This window comes from Streptomyces sp. col6, from assembly GCF_008042035.1.
Taxonomy (GTDB): Bacteria; Actinomycetota; Actinomycetes; order Streptomycetales; family Streptomycetaceae; genus Streptomyces.
The window spans coordinates 1,130,404-1,144,597 of sequence record NZ_RDBL01000013.1 but is presented as its reverse complement, the minus strand read 5'-3'; the positions used below and the strand labels follow the sequence as shown (position 1 = coordinate 1,144,597).

General features: G+C 74.1%; 10 protein-coding genes. 1 reads left to right on the top strand and 9 read right to left on the bottom strand.

The window, feature by feature from the left end:
* Nucleotides 1–10: 10 nt before the first annotated feature.
* The 3 genes from EAO73_RS21860 to EAO73_RS21850 all read right to left on the bottom strand — a co-directional run bounded on the left by EAO73_RS21860 (nt 11) and on the right by EAO73_RS21850 (nt 5,624).
* A complete protein-coding gene (locus EAO73_RS21860; RefSeq protein WP_147973175.1) occupies nt 11–907 on the bottom strand; it encodes an esterase/lipase family protein in 897 nt (298 codons plus the stop codon).
* 188 nt (nt 908–1,095) lie between these two features.
* A complete protein-coding gene (locus EAO73_RS21855) occupies nt 1,096–2,106 on the bottom strand; it encodes a hypothetical protein (RefSeq protein WP_147973174.1) in 1,011 nt (336 codons plus the stop codon).
* Nucleotides 2,103–5,624: a DNA polymerase III subunit alpha gene (locus tag EAO73_RS21850; protein ID WP_191134162.1), complete on the bottom strand. Its 3,522-nt coding sequence runs from the start codon at nt 5,622–5,624 to the stop codon at nt 2,103–2,105. Before EAO73_RS21850 ends, EAO73_RS21855 begins: the two co-directional genes overlap by 4 nt.
* Nucleotides 5,625–5,790: 166 nt before the next feature.
* On the opposite strand from EAO73_RS21850, the gene EAO73_RS21845 reads away from it, so the two are divergent.
* Nucleotides 5,791–6,273, top strand: a complete 483-nt coding sequence (locus EAO73_RS21845) for a phospholipase (RefSeq protein ID WP_147973172.1) — start codon at nt 5,791–5,793, stop codon at nt 6,271–6,273.
* 71 nt (nt 6,274–6,344) lie between these two features.
* Here EAO73_RS21845 and EAO73_RS21840 read toward each other — a convergent pair whose 3' ends face one another.
* The 6 genes from EAO73_RS21840 to EAO73_RS21815 all read right to left on the bottom strand — a co-directional run bounded on the left by EAO73_RS21840 (nt 6,345) and on the right by EAO73_RS21815 (nt 13,969).
* Nucleotides 6,345–7,430 (bottom strand): S1 family peptidase, encoded by a 1,086-nt coding sequence (locus EAO73_RS21840; RefSeq protein WP_147973171.1) that lies wholly within the window; start codon nt 7,428–7,430, stop codon nt 6,345–6,347.
* Nucleotides 7,431–7,730: 300 nt separating this feature from the next.
* On the bottom strand, nt 7,731–8,630 hold the full coding sequence (locus EAO73_RS21835; RefSeq protein ID WP_147973170.1) for a S1 family peptidase: 900 nt from the start codon (nt 8,628–8,630) through the stop codon (nt 7,731–7,733).
* 241 nt (nt 8,631–8,871) lie between these two features.
* Nucleotides 8,872–9,672, bottom strand: a complete 801-nt coding sequence (locus EAO73_RS21830) for a DUF1684 domain-containing protein (protein WP_147973169.1) — start codon at nt 9,670–9,672, stop codon at nt 8,872–8,874.
* Between the two features lie 3 nt (nt 9,673–9,675).
* On the bottom strand, nt 9,676–10,980 hold the full coding sequence (locus EAO73_RS21825; RefSeq protein ID WP_147973168.1) for an NtaA/DmoA family FMN-dependent monooxygenase: 1,305 nt from the start codon (nt 10,978–10,980) through the stop codon (nt 9,676–9,678).
* Nucleotides 10,977–12,044, bottom strand: coding sequence for an LLM class flavin-dependent oxidoreductase (locus EAO73_RS21820; protein ID WP_147973167.1), 1,068 nt, complete (start codon nt 12,042–12,044; stop codon nt 10,977–10,979). The genes EAO73_RS21825 and EAO73_RS21820 overlap by 4 nt, the downstream gene beginning before the upstream one ends.
* 80 nt (nt 12,045–12,124) lie before the next feature.
* A complete protein-coding gene (locus EAO73_RS21815) occupies nt 12,125–13,969 on the bottom strand; it encodes an FAD/NAD(P)-binding protein (RefSeq protein ID WP_147973166.1) in 1,845 nt (614 codons plus the stop codon).
* Between the last annotated feature and the right edge of the window lie 225 nt (nt 13,970–14,194).

The following is a 14,194-nucleotide window of genomic DNA, read 5'->3' as shown; positions in this document are numbered from 1 at the left end:
GTCACGGGGTCTAGCCGATGACGGAGGCGCAGTCGGTCGGGCTTGCGTGCGCCGGGTCCAGGGCGTTGACCACCTCGTGGTAGGCGATCCGGTCGATGGTCCCGATCGCCACGTGCTCGGACAGGTCGACCGGGCACAGGTCCTGGAGCAGGACGTTGCGCACGTCGGGTCCGTCCAGGAACTGCGTCCGGTACGGGGTCACGACCTCGTCGTACCGGGTCGCGATGACGGTGTAGTGCACCCCGGGCACGGTGTCCGGCACGGAGTTGAGCTTCTTGATGAAGGGCGACCCGGCCACCTGGTCGGCGAGTCCGGGCGTACCGGCGTTGAGCAGGTCACCGACGCCGGGGAAGTACGGCAGGAGCTTGGTCAGGCCGAGCAGCGTGGTGCCGTGGTTGTCGGGGGCGAGCCCGATCATGGCGTTCACCTTGGCCGCGCCGCCGAGGAACTTCAGGTAGTAGTTCGGCATCATGCCGCCCTGGGAGTGGCCGACGATGTCCGCCTTGGCCGCGCCGGTGGAGGCGAGCACCTTGTCGACGAAGGCGGCGAGCTGTCCGGCCGACTTGTCGATCGGGCCGAGGCCGTTGAAGACCGGCACGCCGGGCAGCTGGCCGTAGTCGAGCGAGTAGACGCAGTAGCCCCGGTTCACCAGGTAGGGGGCGAGGACGAGCCAGTTGTCGACGGAGTTCCCGAAGGTCCCGTGGACCAGGACGACGGGGCGGGGATGGGCGGCGGAGGGCTTGCAGGAGTAGTCGTTCCAGCCGCGCGAGGTGGTGGCCGTCGCGGCGGTGGGGGCGGCCGCGGCCGCGGTGGCCGTGGGGGTGGCGACCGCGGCGACGGCGAGAAGCAGGGCGGCGAGCGTCCGGCGGGCGCGTGGGGAGCGCGGCGCGCGGGTCCAGGACAGCATCGTGGGGTCTCCTTGCGGCTCAAGGGAGTTGCGATGTCTGTGCACCCTGCGGCCCGGACCACAAGTTTCTGCTGCATTTCTGCGTGCTCATGCCAAATTACGCATGAGTAGGGTTCGCTGGGAAGTTACGCGTCGGTAAAAAGTGCGCGGGCCCGCGGGACGGCCCGACGCGGGCTCGCGCGCACCGCTCAGGCCGCCAGCCGCCCCGGCATCACGGCCCGGGGACCGAACCGCTCCCGCAGCCGGTCCGCAACCGCCTCGATCCGCCGCGCCCGCTCGTCCACCGGGTCGAAACTCAGCTGCCGGGCGGCCCGTTCGGCCTCGCCCAGCCCCTCGGCGCGCAGCCCGATCCCCCGCACCCGGGCCCGCTGCAGGGCGAACGAGTCATGGATGCGGTACGCGAGGGCGGTCAGCTCCGCGGAGTGCGCGGTGGGTTCGCGGAGCGTACGGCTGCGGGTCAGCGTCGAATAGCCGGTGCGGTCGGCGTAGCGCACGGAGACCGCGAGCGCGCGGCACACCTGGCCCTCGCCGCGCATCCGCGCTCCCAGCTCCTCGGTGAGTGACATGAGCGCGCGACGCTGCCGCTCCCGGTCCAGTTCGTCGCGCGGGAAGGTGCGTTCGGCGGCGACCGAGCGGGCGGCGGCGTTCGGCACGACCGCGGTGCGGTCGATGCCGTGCGCCCGCTCCCACAGGTCGCGCCCGGTGCGCGCCCCGGTGATCCGTTGCAGGGTGCCGAGCGGGGCGGCCGCGATCCGGCCGACGGAGTCGAGCCCGTACCCGCACAGGGCGCGGGCCGTCGCCGCCCCCACGCCGTCCAGCGCGGCGGCCGGCCGGTCCGCGAGGAAGGCGGCCACCCCGCCGGCGGGCACCACGAAGGTGGTCCCGGGCGCGGCCTGCCGCAGCGCCATCCGGGCCAGCATCGGGTTCTGGGCGGCCCCGATCGCGCAGTCCACCCCGTGCAGGGCCAGCGCGCGGACCCGGATCACCGAGGCGATCCCCTTCACGTCCCGCCCGAAGTAGCGCAGCGCGCCGCGCACATCGGCGAGCGCCCCGTCGGGCGGGGCCGCTTCGACGACCGGGGTGAACGAACCGAGCAGGGCGAGCAGGCCCGCGTACCCGGCGGGGTCCGGGGGCCCGCCGCCGACCCGCCGGAACCGCAGGCAGAGGATCCCGGGCCGCCCGTCCGGCACCCCGTTCATCCCGCGCTCCCCGGGCTCTGGTGCCACAGCTTCCTTCCGGTGGGCAGCCCCTCGCCGGGCGGCTTGAGGTCGGCCCACGGGTTCATCTCGTAACCGGTGGGCATCCGGATGCGGCGGCCGTCGTCACCGGCCGGGGCCTCGCCCGGCGCGGGGTCCCCGGCCTCGGATTCCGGCTCCGGCACCTGCGCCAGCCGGGCCGCGACCGCGTCGAGTCCGCCGGTGCGCCGCAGTTCGGCCAGCTCCGCCAGGTTCCAGGCGGCGGCGCCGACCACGCTCAGGCTGCGCGCCCCGCGCCGCTGCACCACCCCGCGCACCAGCAGCAGCCAGGAGTGGAAGACGGTGTGCGCGCAGGCGGCGTGGCTGTCGTCGAAGAAGGCCAGGTCGACCAGGCCCGTACCGTCGTCCAGGGTGGTGAAGACGACCCGGCGGCCGGAGCGGACGGGCGGCGTCTGGGTCGCCGCCTTGGCGCCCGCGACCAGCACCGTCTCCCCGTGCCGTGCCTCGCGCAGCCGCTTGGCCGAGACCGCGCCCAGCTCCTTGAGGAAGGCGTCGTGATCGCTCATCAGATGGCGCGAGACGTCCATGCTCAGGACGCCCAGCTCGGCGCTGAGCCGTTCCGCCTCGTTGAGGTCGGGCAGGCCGACGGACGCGGTGCGGTGCCCGCCGCCGAGCGGGAGCTGTGCGCCGGATCCCGCGCCCCGCTGGGCGCGGTGCAGTTCGGACAGGTGCAGCAGCAGGTCGCGGCGGTTGGCCCCGAACGCGTCCAACGCGCCGACCTGGGCCAGCCGTTCGGCGGCCGGCTTTCCCGGGCGGGCCCGCTGCCAGAAGTCCAGCAGCGAGCTGTAGGGCTGCCCGTCCTCGATGCGGGCGACCTCGGCCTCGCTGATCCCGTGGACGTCCGAGAGCGCGAGCCGCAGCCCCCAGCGCTCCGCCCCTCCCTCTTCATCAGACACCAGTTCGATTCGATGGGCGGTCGCCGACCGGTTGACGTCCAGCGGCAGCACCGGGACCCCGCGCCGCCGCGCGTCGGCGAGCAGCAGCCGCTTCGGGTACATCCCGGGGTCATGGGTGAGCAGACCGGCGTAGAAGGCCGCCGGATGGTGCGCCTTCAGCCAGGCCGACTGATACGTGGGTACGGCGAAGGCCACCGCGTGCGCCTTGCAGAAGCCGTAGCTGCCGAACGCCTCGATGATCTCCCAGGCGCGGGCGATCACCTCGGCGCCGTACTTCCGCGCCGCCGCGTGCTGGGCGAACCAGACCCTGATCCGGGCCTGCGACGCGGGGTCGGAGAGCCCGCGCCTGACCCGGTCGGCCTCGTCGCGGCCGCAGCCGGTCATGATGTCGACGATCTGGATGATCTGCTCGTGGAAGACCACCACGCCGTACGTCTCGCGCAGCGGCTCCTCCAGGTCGGGGTGCGGGTAGCGGACCGGGGCGCGGCCGTGCCGGGCCTCGATGAACGGGCGGACCATGTCGGCGGAGACCGGGCCCGGCCGGAACAGCGAGATGTCGACCACCAGATCGTGGAAGTTCTCCGGCTGGAGCCTGCCGACCAGGTCGCGCTGGCCCGGCGACTCGATCTGGAAGCAGCCCAGCGTCTCGGCCGTCCTGATCAGCTGGTACGTGCGAGGATCGCCCGGCTCCACGGCGTCCAGGTCCACCTCGCGCCCGGAGGCCCGCTTCACCTCGGCGACCGCGTGCGCCATCGCCGACTGCATCCGTACGCCCAGCACGTCGAGCTTGAGCAGCCCGAGGTCCTCCACGTCCTCCTTGTCGAACTGGGACATCGGGAAGCCCTCGCCGCTGGTGGGCATGACGGGGGTGCGGCGCAGCAGCGAGGCGTCCGAGAGCAGGACCCCGCACGGGTGCATGGCGACGCCGCGCGGCAGGGCGTCCAGCGCCTCCACCAGCTCCCACAGCCGCCCGTACGTCTCTCTGGTCCTGGCGACCTCGCGCAGTTCGGGCAGTTCCTCCATGGCCGCGCGGGCGTCGCGGGCCCGGATGTGCGGGAAGGCCTTGGCGAGCCGGTCGGTCTCGGCCGGGTTCATGGAGAGCGCGGCGCCGACGTCCCGGATGGCGTGGCGCACCCGGTAGGTCTCGGGCATGGCGACGGTGGCGACCCGCTCGGCGCCGAAGCGGTCGATGATCGCGCGGTAGACGTCGAGGCGGCGGGCCGACTCCACGTCGATGTCGATGTCGGGCAGCACGAAGCGGCGTTTGGACAGGAAGCGCTCCATCAGCAGCCCGTGCTCGACCGGGTCGGCGTGGGCGATGCCCAGGAGGTGGTTGACCAGCGAACCGGCCCCGGAGCCCCGGGCGGCCACCCGCACCCTCATCTCCCTTACGTCGTCGACGACCTGAGCGACCGTCAGGAAGTACGAGGCGAAGTTGTGGTGGGCGATGATGTCCAGCTCGCGGTGCATCCGGTCCCAGTACTCCGGCCTGCGGTCGTAGCCGCGCAGCACCATGCCGGCGGCGGCGCGGGAGGCCAGTACCCGCTGGGCGGTGCGCCGGCCGGCGCCGACGAGACGCGGCTCGGGAAAGCGGACGGAGCCGAGCCCGATGTCGCCCTCGGGGTCGACCTCGCAGGCGTCGGCGGTGTGCCGGGTCTCAGCGAGCAGCCGTGCTCCGGCACCGGCGCCGAGCCCGGCGGCGGCGGTGATCCGCTCGGCGGTCTCCGCCATCGCGCGGGCGTCCTTGAGCCAGCGCTCACCGCTGTCCAGCGGGGCGCGGCGCGGGTCGACGGGGACGAGCCTGCGGGCGGCGTCGAGCACGTCGGCGACCGGCCCCTGGCCCGCGTCGGCGTACCGGACGGCGTTGGTCAGCACGGCCCGTACACCCTGCTCGGCGGCGAAGCCGACGGTGCGGGCGGCGAGCCGCAGCGAACCGGGCCCGGTGCCGGTGCGCCCGTGGTGGACGGCTTCGAGCCGCAGGCCGTCGCCGTACAGCTCGCGCCAGGGGGCGAGGAGGGCGGCGGCCAGGTCGGGGCGGCCCGCGCACAGGGCCCGGCCCACGTCGGAGGCGGGGCCGAGGAGCACGGTGAGCCCTTCGGCGGGCAGCGCGAGCCGGCCGACCAGGGGCCGGCCGCCCTCGGGGACGCCGGCGTGGGCGGCGGTGACCAGGCGGCACAGCTCGGCCCAGCCCTGCGCGCCGTCACGGGCGAGGAAGGTGACCCGGGGTGCGGATTCATCGACAAAGACACCCCCGCGGGCCGGGGTACGGGGACGCCGGGCGGGCCCGTCGCCCGCCGCCGGACCCACCGCGAGGTCCGCCCCGAACAGCGGGCGCACCCCTTCCCGCCCGCAGGCGCGGGCGAACCGGACGGCGCCGGCGAGGGTGTCGCGGTCGGTCAGCGCGAGGGCGTCCATGCCCTGCCCGGCGGCGCGCTCCGCCAGCCGCTCCGGGTGCGAGGCCCCGTACCGCAGGGAGAACCCGGAAGCGGTATGCAGATGCGTGAACCCTGGCACCTGCACCTCCTGAACCGATTCGTACGCGCTGCCCCCCTCGCTCTCCACCATAAACCAAGTTTCGAACATTCGTACGATACCCGGGGCCCACCCCTCCCCTGCGCCACCGAGCGGCCGGCACACACCTCTAGGCATGACAGGTGCATGACGGCATCCTGGAGCGACCTCGCGTACCCGCGAGTCGCCACAACTCCCCGCCACCCCACGGAGGCCGCTCATGCGCCGTCGCGTCGCCACCCTGCTCGCCGCTGTCGGACTGTCGCTCCCGCTCGTCCTGCTGCCCGCCGCCTCCGCCTCGGCGGCCCCCGCGGACAAGCCCCAGGTCCTCAGTTCCTGGACGCAGACGAGCGCCGCCAGCTACAACGCGTGGAACTCCGCCCGCAACAACAAGGGCGCGTGGTCCGCGTACGGCTTCGACTGGTCGACGGACTACTGCAGCACCTCGCCCGACAACCCCTTCGGCTTCCCGTTCCAGACGGCCTGCGCCCGGCACGACTTCGGGTACCGCAACTACAAGGCGGCCGGGACGTTCTCCGCCAACAAGGCCCGCCTCGACAACGCCCTCTACGCGGACCTCAAGCGCGTGTGCTCCGCGTACTCCGGGGCCAAGCTGACCTCGTGCAACGCCACGGCCTGGACGTACTACCACGCGGTGGACATCTTCGGCGTCGCACCGGCCGGGGCCGCCCTGGCCGGCTGACGCGGCGCTCCCCCTCACACGTGCGTGGCCCCCGGCCGGAGCCGGGGGCCACGTTTCACCGTGCGGGACGGTCAGCCGATCTCGGCGCCGAACGCCGCCAGCGCCTCCGGCACCGGCTGGAAGAACGTCTCGCCGCCCGCCGAGCAGTCACCGCTGCCGCCCGAGGTCAGACCGATCGCCGTGTCACCGGCGAAGAGCGAACCGCCGCTGTCGCCGGGCTCGGCGCAGACCGTGGTCTGGATGAGCCCGTTGACGATGTCGCCGTTGCCGTAGTTCACGGTGGCGTCCAGGCCCGTCACCTCGCCGTCGTGGACCTGGGTGGTGGAGCCGCTGCGGGTCACCGTCATGCCGACGGTGGCCTCGCCCACCTTGGTGATGGGCTGGGTGGAACCGTTGTAGAGGTCCACCTCGCTCGGGTGCGCGGTGGACGAGGTGTACTTCACCAGGCCGAAGTCGTTGTCCGGGAACTCCGAGCCGGCGTTCGTGCCGATCTCGGCGCCGCCCTGGGAGTCCGACCAGCTGGAGATCGCCTCGGTGCAGTGCCCGGCGGTCAGGAAGTACGGCTCGCCGTCCTTGACCACGTTGAAGCCGAGCGAGCAGCGCCCGCCGTCGCCCCAGATCGCGTCGCCGCCGGCGATGAACGGCTTGAACTCCCCCGCCGACTTCTTGAGCTCCGCCTTGCCGCCCAGCGAGTCGACCACCGCGCCGAGCTTCTTCAGGTCGGCACCCTTGACCGTACGGTCGGCGGTGACGACGACCTTGTTGCCGACCGGGTCCACGGCCCACGAGGTGCCGGGGATCGTCGCCTTGCCGGCCAGGGTCTGCCGGGCGGACTTCAGGTCGGCGAGCGTGTTCTTCACGATTCTGGCGGTGCCGCCCGCCTGCCGCACCCGCTCGGCGGCGGTCTCGTCGACCACGTTCATCACGAGGTGCTTGCTGCCGGCGTCATAGTACGAGCCGGCCGCGTCGGTGCCCAGGTCCTTGCCCAGGTCCGTGGCGAGCTTCCCGGCCGCGGCGGCGTTCAGCGTCCGCGCGGTGAACTGCGGCACGTCGTCACTGGCGTTCGCGCTCTGGAAGGTCACGCCCGCCGCGACCAGGCCGACGACCGCCGAACCGGCCAGCACTGCGCGCTTCCTCGATATGCGTCGATGCTTCAACTTCGACCTCCTGTGGGGGCCGCGCACGGATGATGTGGGGTCGTCCGTACGCGGAGGATGAAGCGCCCACTATGGTCACGCCCCCATGGGCACACAAGGTCGAGCCCCGGACGCACACACGACAACACCGGTTCGGTTGCGCGGTGTTCACTTATCGGTCCCGGCTCTCCGCTCACCGCTCGCCCCCAGCACGACGAAGCCGGCCCCCGGGCGTGTTTCCGCCCGGGGGCCGGCCGATGCCGAACCGCCGTCCGTACCCGCGGGCCCGCCCGTACGCGACGGGTCCGCGGGGCCGGGCCGTCAGTAGACGCTGACGCCGTACGCGCTGAGCGCCTCGGTGACCGGCTGGAAGAACGTCGTGCCGCCGGAGCTGCAGTTGCCGCTGCCGCCCGAGGTCAGGCCGATCGCCTTGGAGCCGGAGTAGAGCGGACCGCCCGAGTCGCCGGGCTCGGCGCACACGTTGGTCTTGATCATGCCGTACACGACGTCGCCGTTGCCGTAGTTGACCGTGGCGTTGAGCGCGGAGACGGTGCCGCTGTGGATGCCGGTCGTGGAGCCCCGGCGGGTCACGGACATGCCGACCGTGGCATTGGCCGCACTGGTGATGTCGACGCTGCCCACGGTGCCCTCGTGCGAGACCGCGGAGTTGTCGTAGCGCACCAGCCCGTAGTCGTTGGTCGGGAAGCTGGAGCCGACCGTCGGGCCTATGTAGGTGGTGTTCGAGGAGTTCGTGTACCAGGGCGGGTTGCCATCGGTGCAGTGGCCGGCGGTCAGGAAGTAGTACGTGCTGCCGCTGCGGACGTTGAACCCGAGGGAGCAGCGCCAGCCGGGTGCGTAGATGGCGTCACCGCCCTTGAGCAGCTTGCTGAACTTGCCGGGGGTGTGCTCGATGCGCAGGGCTCCCGCGTTGCTGCCGGCGGAGTCCTTGATCTGCTGGACCTCGGCGGCGGAGACCGTGCTGTCGACGGTGACCACGAGCTTGCCGGTCGCCGGGTCGACGTTCCAGGCGGTGCCGGCGACATCGGCGCCGAGGACGGCGTCACTGGCGGCGGCGAGCTGGTTGGCGCTGTACGTTCCGGTGGAACTGGCCTGGGCGGTGGGGACGGCCAGGGCGGCGACGGCCACGAGACCGGCAGCGATGGCGATGGCCCTGCTGCGTCTCGCGGTACCGCTGAGGGGGGTGGTGCGCTTGATCCTCACTGTCATTCCTCCCGAGGGGAATCGGGGGTCCGCCTGTGGGGTGGTCGGACCCGTGAGGCGCAGTCGGGCGCACGGCTTCCGTCCGCATTCCGGATATGCCGTGCCCCTGACAAGCGCTGCTCGGGAGTATTCAAGGCGTCAACTTCCGGCGCAAGGGCGCCTTTTGGCCTGAGCCCGGCCCGCACGGCGCGCGAAGGCCCCCGCAGGCGGAATCCCGCGGGGGCCGGACGGAGGCTCTTCCTCAGCCGTCGGCGCGGTGGCGCTCGCCCGCCTCGACGGCGACCGGGAGGGTGTTGCCGGGCGGCGGGAAGGGGCAGATGAAGTGGTCGGCGAAGGCACACGGCGGCAGCAGCGCGCGGTTGAGGTCGACGGTCACCGAGCCGTCGGCCGCCGGTGCGGCGGGCCGCAGGAACCGGAAGCGGTAGCTGCTGTTCCCGCTGGTGGCGTCGGCGAAGACCGCCCAGAGGGACCCGTCGGGCTCGACGGCGACCTGGAGCGTGTGCCCGGCTCCGTCCAGCTCGAAGGCGATCTCCCCGGCGAGCCCGAGTCCGCGTTCGACACCGTCGGCGTTCTCGACCCGGACGGTGCGGGAATCGGCGTACGGACGGAAGGTGCCCGGCACCGCCCAGCGGGCGTCGTACGGGGTCGCGTCGATCGCCCGGAACGCGCGCCGCGCGGGCGATTCGGGGTCGAAGACCCGCACCGCCCACAGGCCCTCGCGGCTCAGCACGACCAGCCTGCGGCCCTCGTGCGCGACCCGGGACGCGTCGACCGGCCCCCGGTCGGCGCCGAGCCGGACCTCGCCGGTGAAGGGCTTCCCGTCCACGGTCAGCCCGTCCGCGGGCGCGGCCTCCAGGACCAGCGCGCCGTCCTCCTCCCGCCACCGGCCCGGGACGGCCGGAATTCGCCCCTCCGGGTGATCGGCGAGCCAGTGGGTGCCGGTGAGGGAGAGCGGCCCGTACGGCGCCGCGACCGTGGTGGTCCGCTCCTCGTGCCAGCGCTCCCAGTCCCGCGCTGCCTGCTGCTGTGCGTGCGTGCTCATGGATCAACCCTTCCATACCGGTTCGGCGAGACCGAGGTGCGACCGCAGCGTGGAACCGGTGTACGCCGGGCGGAAGACCCCCCGTTCCTGGAGGAGCGGGACGACCCGGTCGACGAAGTCGTCGAGGCCGCCGGGGGTGAGGTGCGGGACGAGGATGAAGCCGTCGGCGGCCCCGGCCGCCACGTACTCCGTCAGCTGCGCGGCGACGGTGGCCGGGCTGCCGATGAACGACTGGCGGCCGGTCGCCTCGACGACCGTCTGCCGGATGGAGAGCCCCTTCTCCCGGGACAGCGCGCGCCAGCGGGCCGCCACCGCGAGCGGGTCGCCCTGCCGGACCCGACCCCGGGCAAGCTCGGCGCCGGGATCCGGGTCGCTCGCGGGCAGCGGCCCGTCCGGGTCGTACCCGGAGAGGTCGCGCCCCCAGACCTGCTCCAGGGCGGTGATCGCGTTCTGCGGCGAGACCTGCTGGAGGCGGATGGCGGCCGCGCGCTCCTGCGCCTCGGCGTCGGTGTCGCCGAGCACGAAGGTGACGCCGGGCATGACCTTCAGCTCGTCGGGCTCCCTGCCGTGGGCCGCGAGCCGGCCCTTGACGTCCGCGTAGAAGGCGCGCCCCGCTTCGAGGGTGCCGTGCCGGGTGAAGACGATGTCGGCGGCTGACGCGGCGAAGTCCCGGCCCTCGGGCGAGTCGCCGGCCTGGATGACGACGGGGTGGCCCTGCGGGGAGCGCGGCACGGTGAACTCGCCGTCGACGGTGAAGTGCCGGCCCCGGTGCGAGACCGGGCGCGGGGCGCCGTCGGGGGTCCAGGAGTCCCACAGCTCACGGGCGGTGGCGACGAACTCGGCGGCGCGGGTGTACCGCTCGGAGCGGTCCAGGTAGCCGCCGCGCCGGAAGTTCTCGCCGGTGAAGGCGTCGGAGGAGGTGACCGCGTTCCACGCGGCCCGGCCGGCGCTGAGATGGTCGAGGGTGGCGAGCCGGCGGGCCAGTTCGTAGGGCTCGTTGAACGTGGTGTTGACGGTGGCGGCGAGGCCGAGCCGGTCGGTGACGGCCGCCAGCGCGGACAGCACGGTCAGGGACTCGGGTCTGCCGACCACGTCCAGGTCGTGGATCCGCCCCTTGTGCTCGCGCAGCCGCAGCCCCTCGGCGAGGAAGAAGAAGTCGAACAGGCCCCGCTCGGCCGTGCGCGCGAGGTGTTCGAACGAGGAGAACTCGATCTGGCTGCGGGAGCGCGGGTCGGACCAGACGGTGGTGTTGTTCACGCCGGGGAAGTGCGCGGCGAGGTGCATCCGTTTCGGGGCGGCGGCCGTCATACCCGCTCCCCCACGCGTGCGTACCGGTTGGCGGGACGGGCCAGACCCAGGTGCTCGCGCAGGGTGCCGCCCGGGTAGAAGGTCCGGAACAGGCTGCGGTGCTGGAGCAGGGCGACCGTGCCGTTGACGATCCGTTCGAGGTCGCGCGCGGGGGTGATCGGGGTGAGGTGGAAGCCGTCGACCGCGTCGGCCCGGTGCCACTCGGTGATCAGATCGGCCAGATCGACCGGGCCGCCCCGGAAGTAGGTGCCCCGGTCGGGCGGCGGCGGCCCGCTCGCCAGCCCCGGCTCGAAGGCCGTCTCGGCGTCACCGAGGTCGACGGTGAGCGCGGCGAACACCCGCAGCGCGTCGGGGTCCCGGCCGTGGGCGGCGGCCCGGAGGCGCACGTCGTCGCGGATCGCGGCGGTCCGCTCGGGGGTGGTGGCCCGTACGAGGACGACGTCGGCGTGGCGCGCGGCGGCGTCCCTGGCCGGCTCGGCCGTGCCGTCGACCACGACGACGGGGTGGCCCTGCGGCGGCCGGGGCACGATCGCCGGCCCCCGGACGCTGAACGCGGCGCCCTCGAAGTCGATGTGATGCAGCTTGTCGCGGTCGATGAAGCGGCCGGTCACGGTGTCACGGATCTCGGCGTCGTCCTCCCAGCTGTCCCAGAGCCGGGCCGAGACGTCGGCGCACTCGCCCGCCTCGTGCCACAGGTCCGGTACGGGCGCCGCCGGGCGGCGGCCGAACAGCCGGGCCTCGGCCTCGGTCATGGACACGCCGACCTGCCAGCCCGCCCGGCCCCGGCTGACCCAGTCCAGGGTGGCCACGGCCGACGACACGTGGAACGGCTCCGTGTGGGTGGTGGTGACCGTCGGCACCAGGCCGACGCGGCGGGTGGCGGGGGCCACCCGGGCGAGTACGGCGAGCGCGTCGGGCCCCGGCCGGGCGAACGAGTCGCCGAGGGTGACGAAGTCGAGCGCGCCGCCCTCCGCGAGCCGGGCGAGCCCGGTGTGGTGCGCGGCGTCGTAGCGGGGCGGGCCGCCGATCTCGGCGGCCAGGTGGAGGGGCCGGAGGGCTGGCATGGCGATTCCTTTCGGCGGAGCGTGGGTGCCTGCCTTCGGGCGGCACGGTGAGGGTGGGTACGGGAGGAGGCCGCCGCTGCTCAGTCCCCCGGGTCCGGGTGGAGGCGGCGCAGCAGGAGGAGGGCGGCCCGCGCGGTCGCGTCGTTCTGGCCGAACGCCGGGCCGCCGGTGCGCGGCCGGGTGAACGCCCCGCTCGTGCGCGCCCCGGTGTGCGGGCCGAGCGCGAAGCGGCGCGGGTGCGGGCGGCCGGCGCGGTCGACGATCCGGCCGTCTCCCGGGTCGACCGCGAGCAGCCCGGAGGCGGTGGCGGCGGCCCCGTCCTCGTACAGCGTGCGCAGCAGGGGTGAGCGGGTGCGCCCGGGTGCAGGGGCGGGGAGGCGGGCCTCGACCAGGGCGCGGGCCTCGACCCACTCGCCCGGTACGGTGGCGCTCGCGGCGCGGAAGACGCCCCGTTCCTCGTCGGCCTCGACCGTGGTGCCGGCGCCGAGGAAGCGGACGACGCCGGCCCGGGAGAGCGCGAGCAGCTGCCGCAGCCGGGGGCCGGGCGGCCCGGAGGCGAGGTAGCTGAAGAAGCCGTGCCACTCGTCCCCGGTGTCGCCGAGCCGGACGAGCGTTCCGTAGACCGAGAGCAGTCCGAGGAACACGGCGAGGTCCTCGCTGTGCCCGGGGTCGTTCCGGCGTGCGAGGTCGGCGGTGATATGGGCGCGGAGGGCTTCCTGGAGGGCGCCGGACGAGGCGTGGCGGATCCCGTCCAGCGGGCGGTCGAGCGCGTCGAGGTCGAGCCGGTCGGCGGGGTCGGGGACGGCGTCGGCGATCAGGTCCCGCAGTTCGGCGCTGCCCGGGTCGGCCGCGGCGTACTTCTCCTCGAAGGCGGCCCGGTCGGCGGCGGTGCGCTCGGGGTGGGCGGTGAACAGCCGGTGGTAGTGGGCGTACCCCAGCTCCTTGTCGACATGGGGCCGGATGTCGCGGCGGTAGTCGGGCGGCCGGGGCCGGTCCCGCAGCTCCGCGGCGCGCGCGGGGCCGAAGAAACGCGGCAGCGGCGGCCGTTCGCCCTGTAATCCGTAGCCGATCTTGGCGCGGTACGGGACGCCGCGCCGCGATCCGGCGTACAGGACGGGCTCCCGGCCGGAGGGCACGTACGCCCCGCTCTCGTACCGTCCGCCGCGTCCTTCGGTGAGCAGCACCATGAGGTCGATGAAGGCGAGTCCGAGCCCCCGGACGATGACGGGTTCGCCCGCGGGCAGCGCGCTCAGGTCGCTGTCGGCGGTGAAGGCGGGCGGCAGGTGGACGAGCCCGTGCCGGTCCGCGAAGGCGGAGAGCGCGCGCTGTTCGGCGTCCGGCCCGGCGTCCAGGTGGCCGAGGGTGAGGACGACCAGGTCGGCGGCGAGCGGTGCGGCGCGGCCCGCGAGGTGGACGAGCTGGCGGCCGTCGCGCGGGCCGGTGACGCGCAGGGCCGGAGCACGGTGCTCATGGACGGTGACCGAGGGCGGGAGGGCGGCCACCGCGTGCGCGTACACCCAGCGCAGATAGGCGCCCTGGAGCCGCCGGCTCGGGAAGTCCCGCCCCCGCAGCGTCTCGATCTCGGCGCGCAGCCGGGCATCGGCGGCGGCCTCGGCGCACCGGATCCGGCCCTCCCGTACGTCCGCCGCCCAGGCGTCGAGCGCGGGACCCGCCCGGACGGGGCCCTCCTGGCGGACGGTGTCGTCGGTGAACATCGTGACGTCCTCGGCCATGGAGTTCATCCACAGCAGCGGGGACTGGTCGCGGCGCCAGATCCGGCCGCTCCCGGGCGGGTGGGGGTCGATGAGGTGGAGGTCCAGCGGCCGGTCCCCGTACAGGGCGGGGGCGTTGGCGGCGAGCCGTTCGACCAGGCCGGTGCCGCGGGGCCCCGCGCCGATGACGGCCAGCGCGGGCCGGGCGCTCACCGGTGGTCCGGGGCGGCGGACGCGCGCCGGACGGCATCGTTGTCTTCGGGGGGTGCGACGGGAGGGGCGGTCTGCGCGGGCATGCGGAAGCTCCGTGGATGCGGCGGTCGGACACGGGGCGCACCCTCGGCACGGAGAACAGCAGCGTGGAACACGGAACGGACGGGCCCCTCAGCCCGGTCCTCCTGACGAAGGGAAGCGCCGTCCACGCCGGGCTGTCAAGCC

What these genes read in the sequence shown, in the direction of transcription:
- EAO73_RS21860 (WP_147973175.1), bottom strand. Translation starts at nt 907, where the DNA reads ATGCTGTCCTGGACCCGCGCGCCGCGCTCCCCACGCGCCCGCCGGACG.
- EAO73_RS21855 (WP_147973174.1), bottom strand. Translation starts at nt 2,106, where the DNA reads ATGAACGGGGTGCCGGACGGGCGGCCCGGGATCCTCTGCCTGCGGTTC.
- EAO73_RS21850 (WP_191134162.1), bottom strand. Translation starts at nt 5,624, where the DNA reads ATGGTGGAGAGCGAGGGGGGCAGCGCGTACGAATCGGTTCAGGAGGTG.
- EAO73_RS21845 (WP_147973172.1), top strand. Translation starts at nt 5,791, where the DNA reads ATGCGCCGTCGCGTCGCCACCCTGCTCGCCGCTGTCGGACTGTCGCTC.
- EAO73_RS21830 (WP_147973169.1), bottom strand. Translation starts at nt 9,672, where the DNA reads ATGAGCACGCACGCACAGCAGCAGGCAGCGCGGGACTGGGAGCGCTGG.
- EAO73_RS21825 (WP_147973168.1), bottom strand. Translation starts at nt 10,980, where the DNA reads ATGACGGCCGCCGCCCCGAAACGGATGCACCTCGCCGCGCACTTCCCC.
- EAO73_RS21820 (WP_147973167.1), bottom strand. Translation starts at nt 12,044, where the DNA reads ATGCCAGCCCTCCGGCCCCTCCACCTGGCCGCCGAGATCGGCGGCCCG.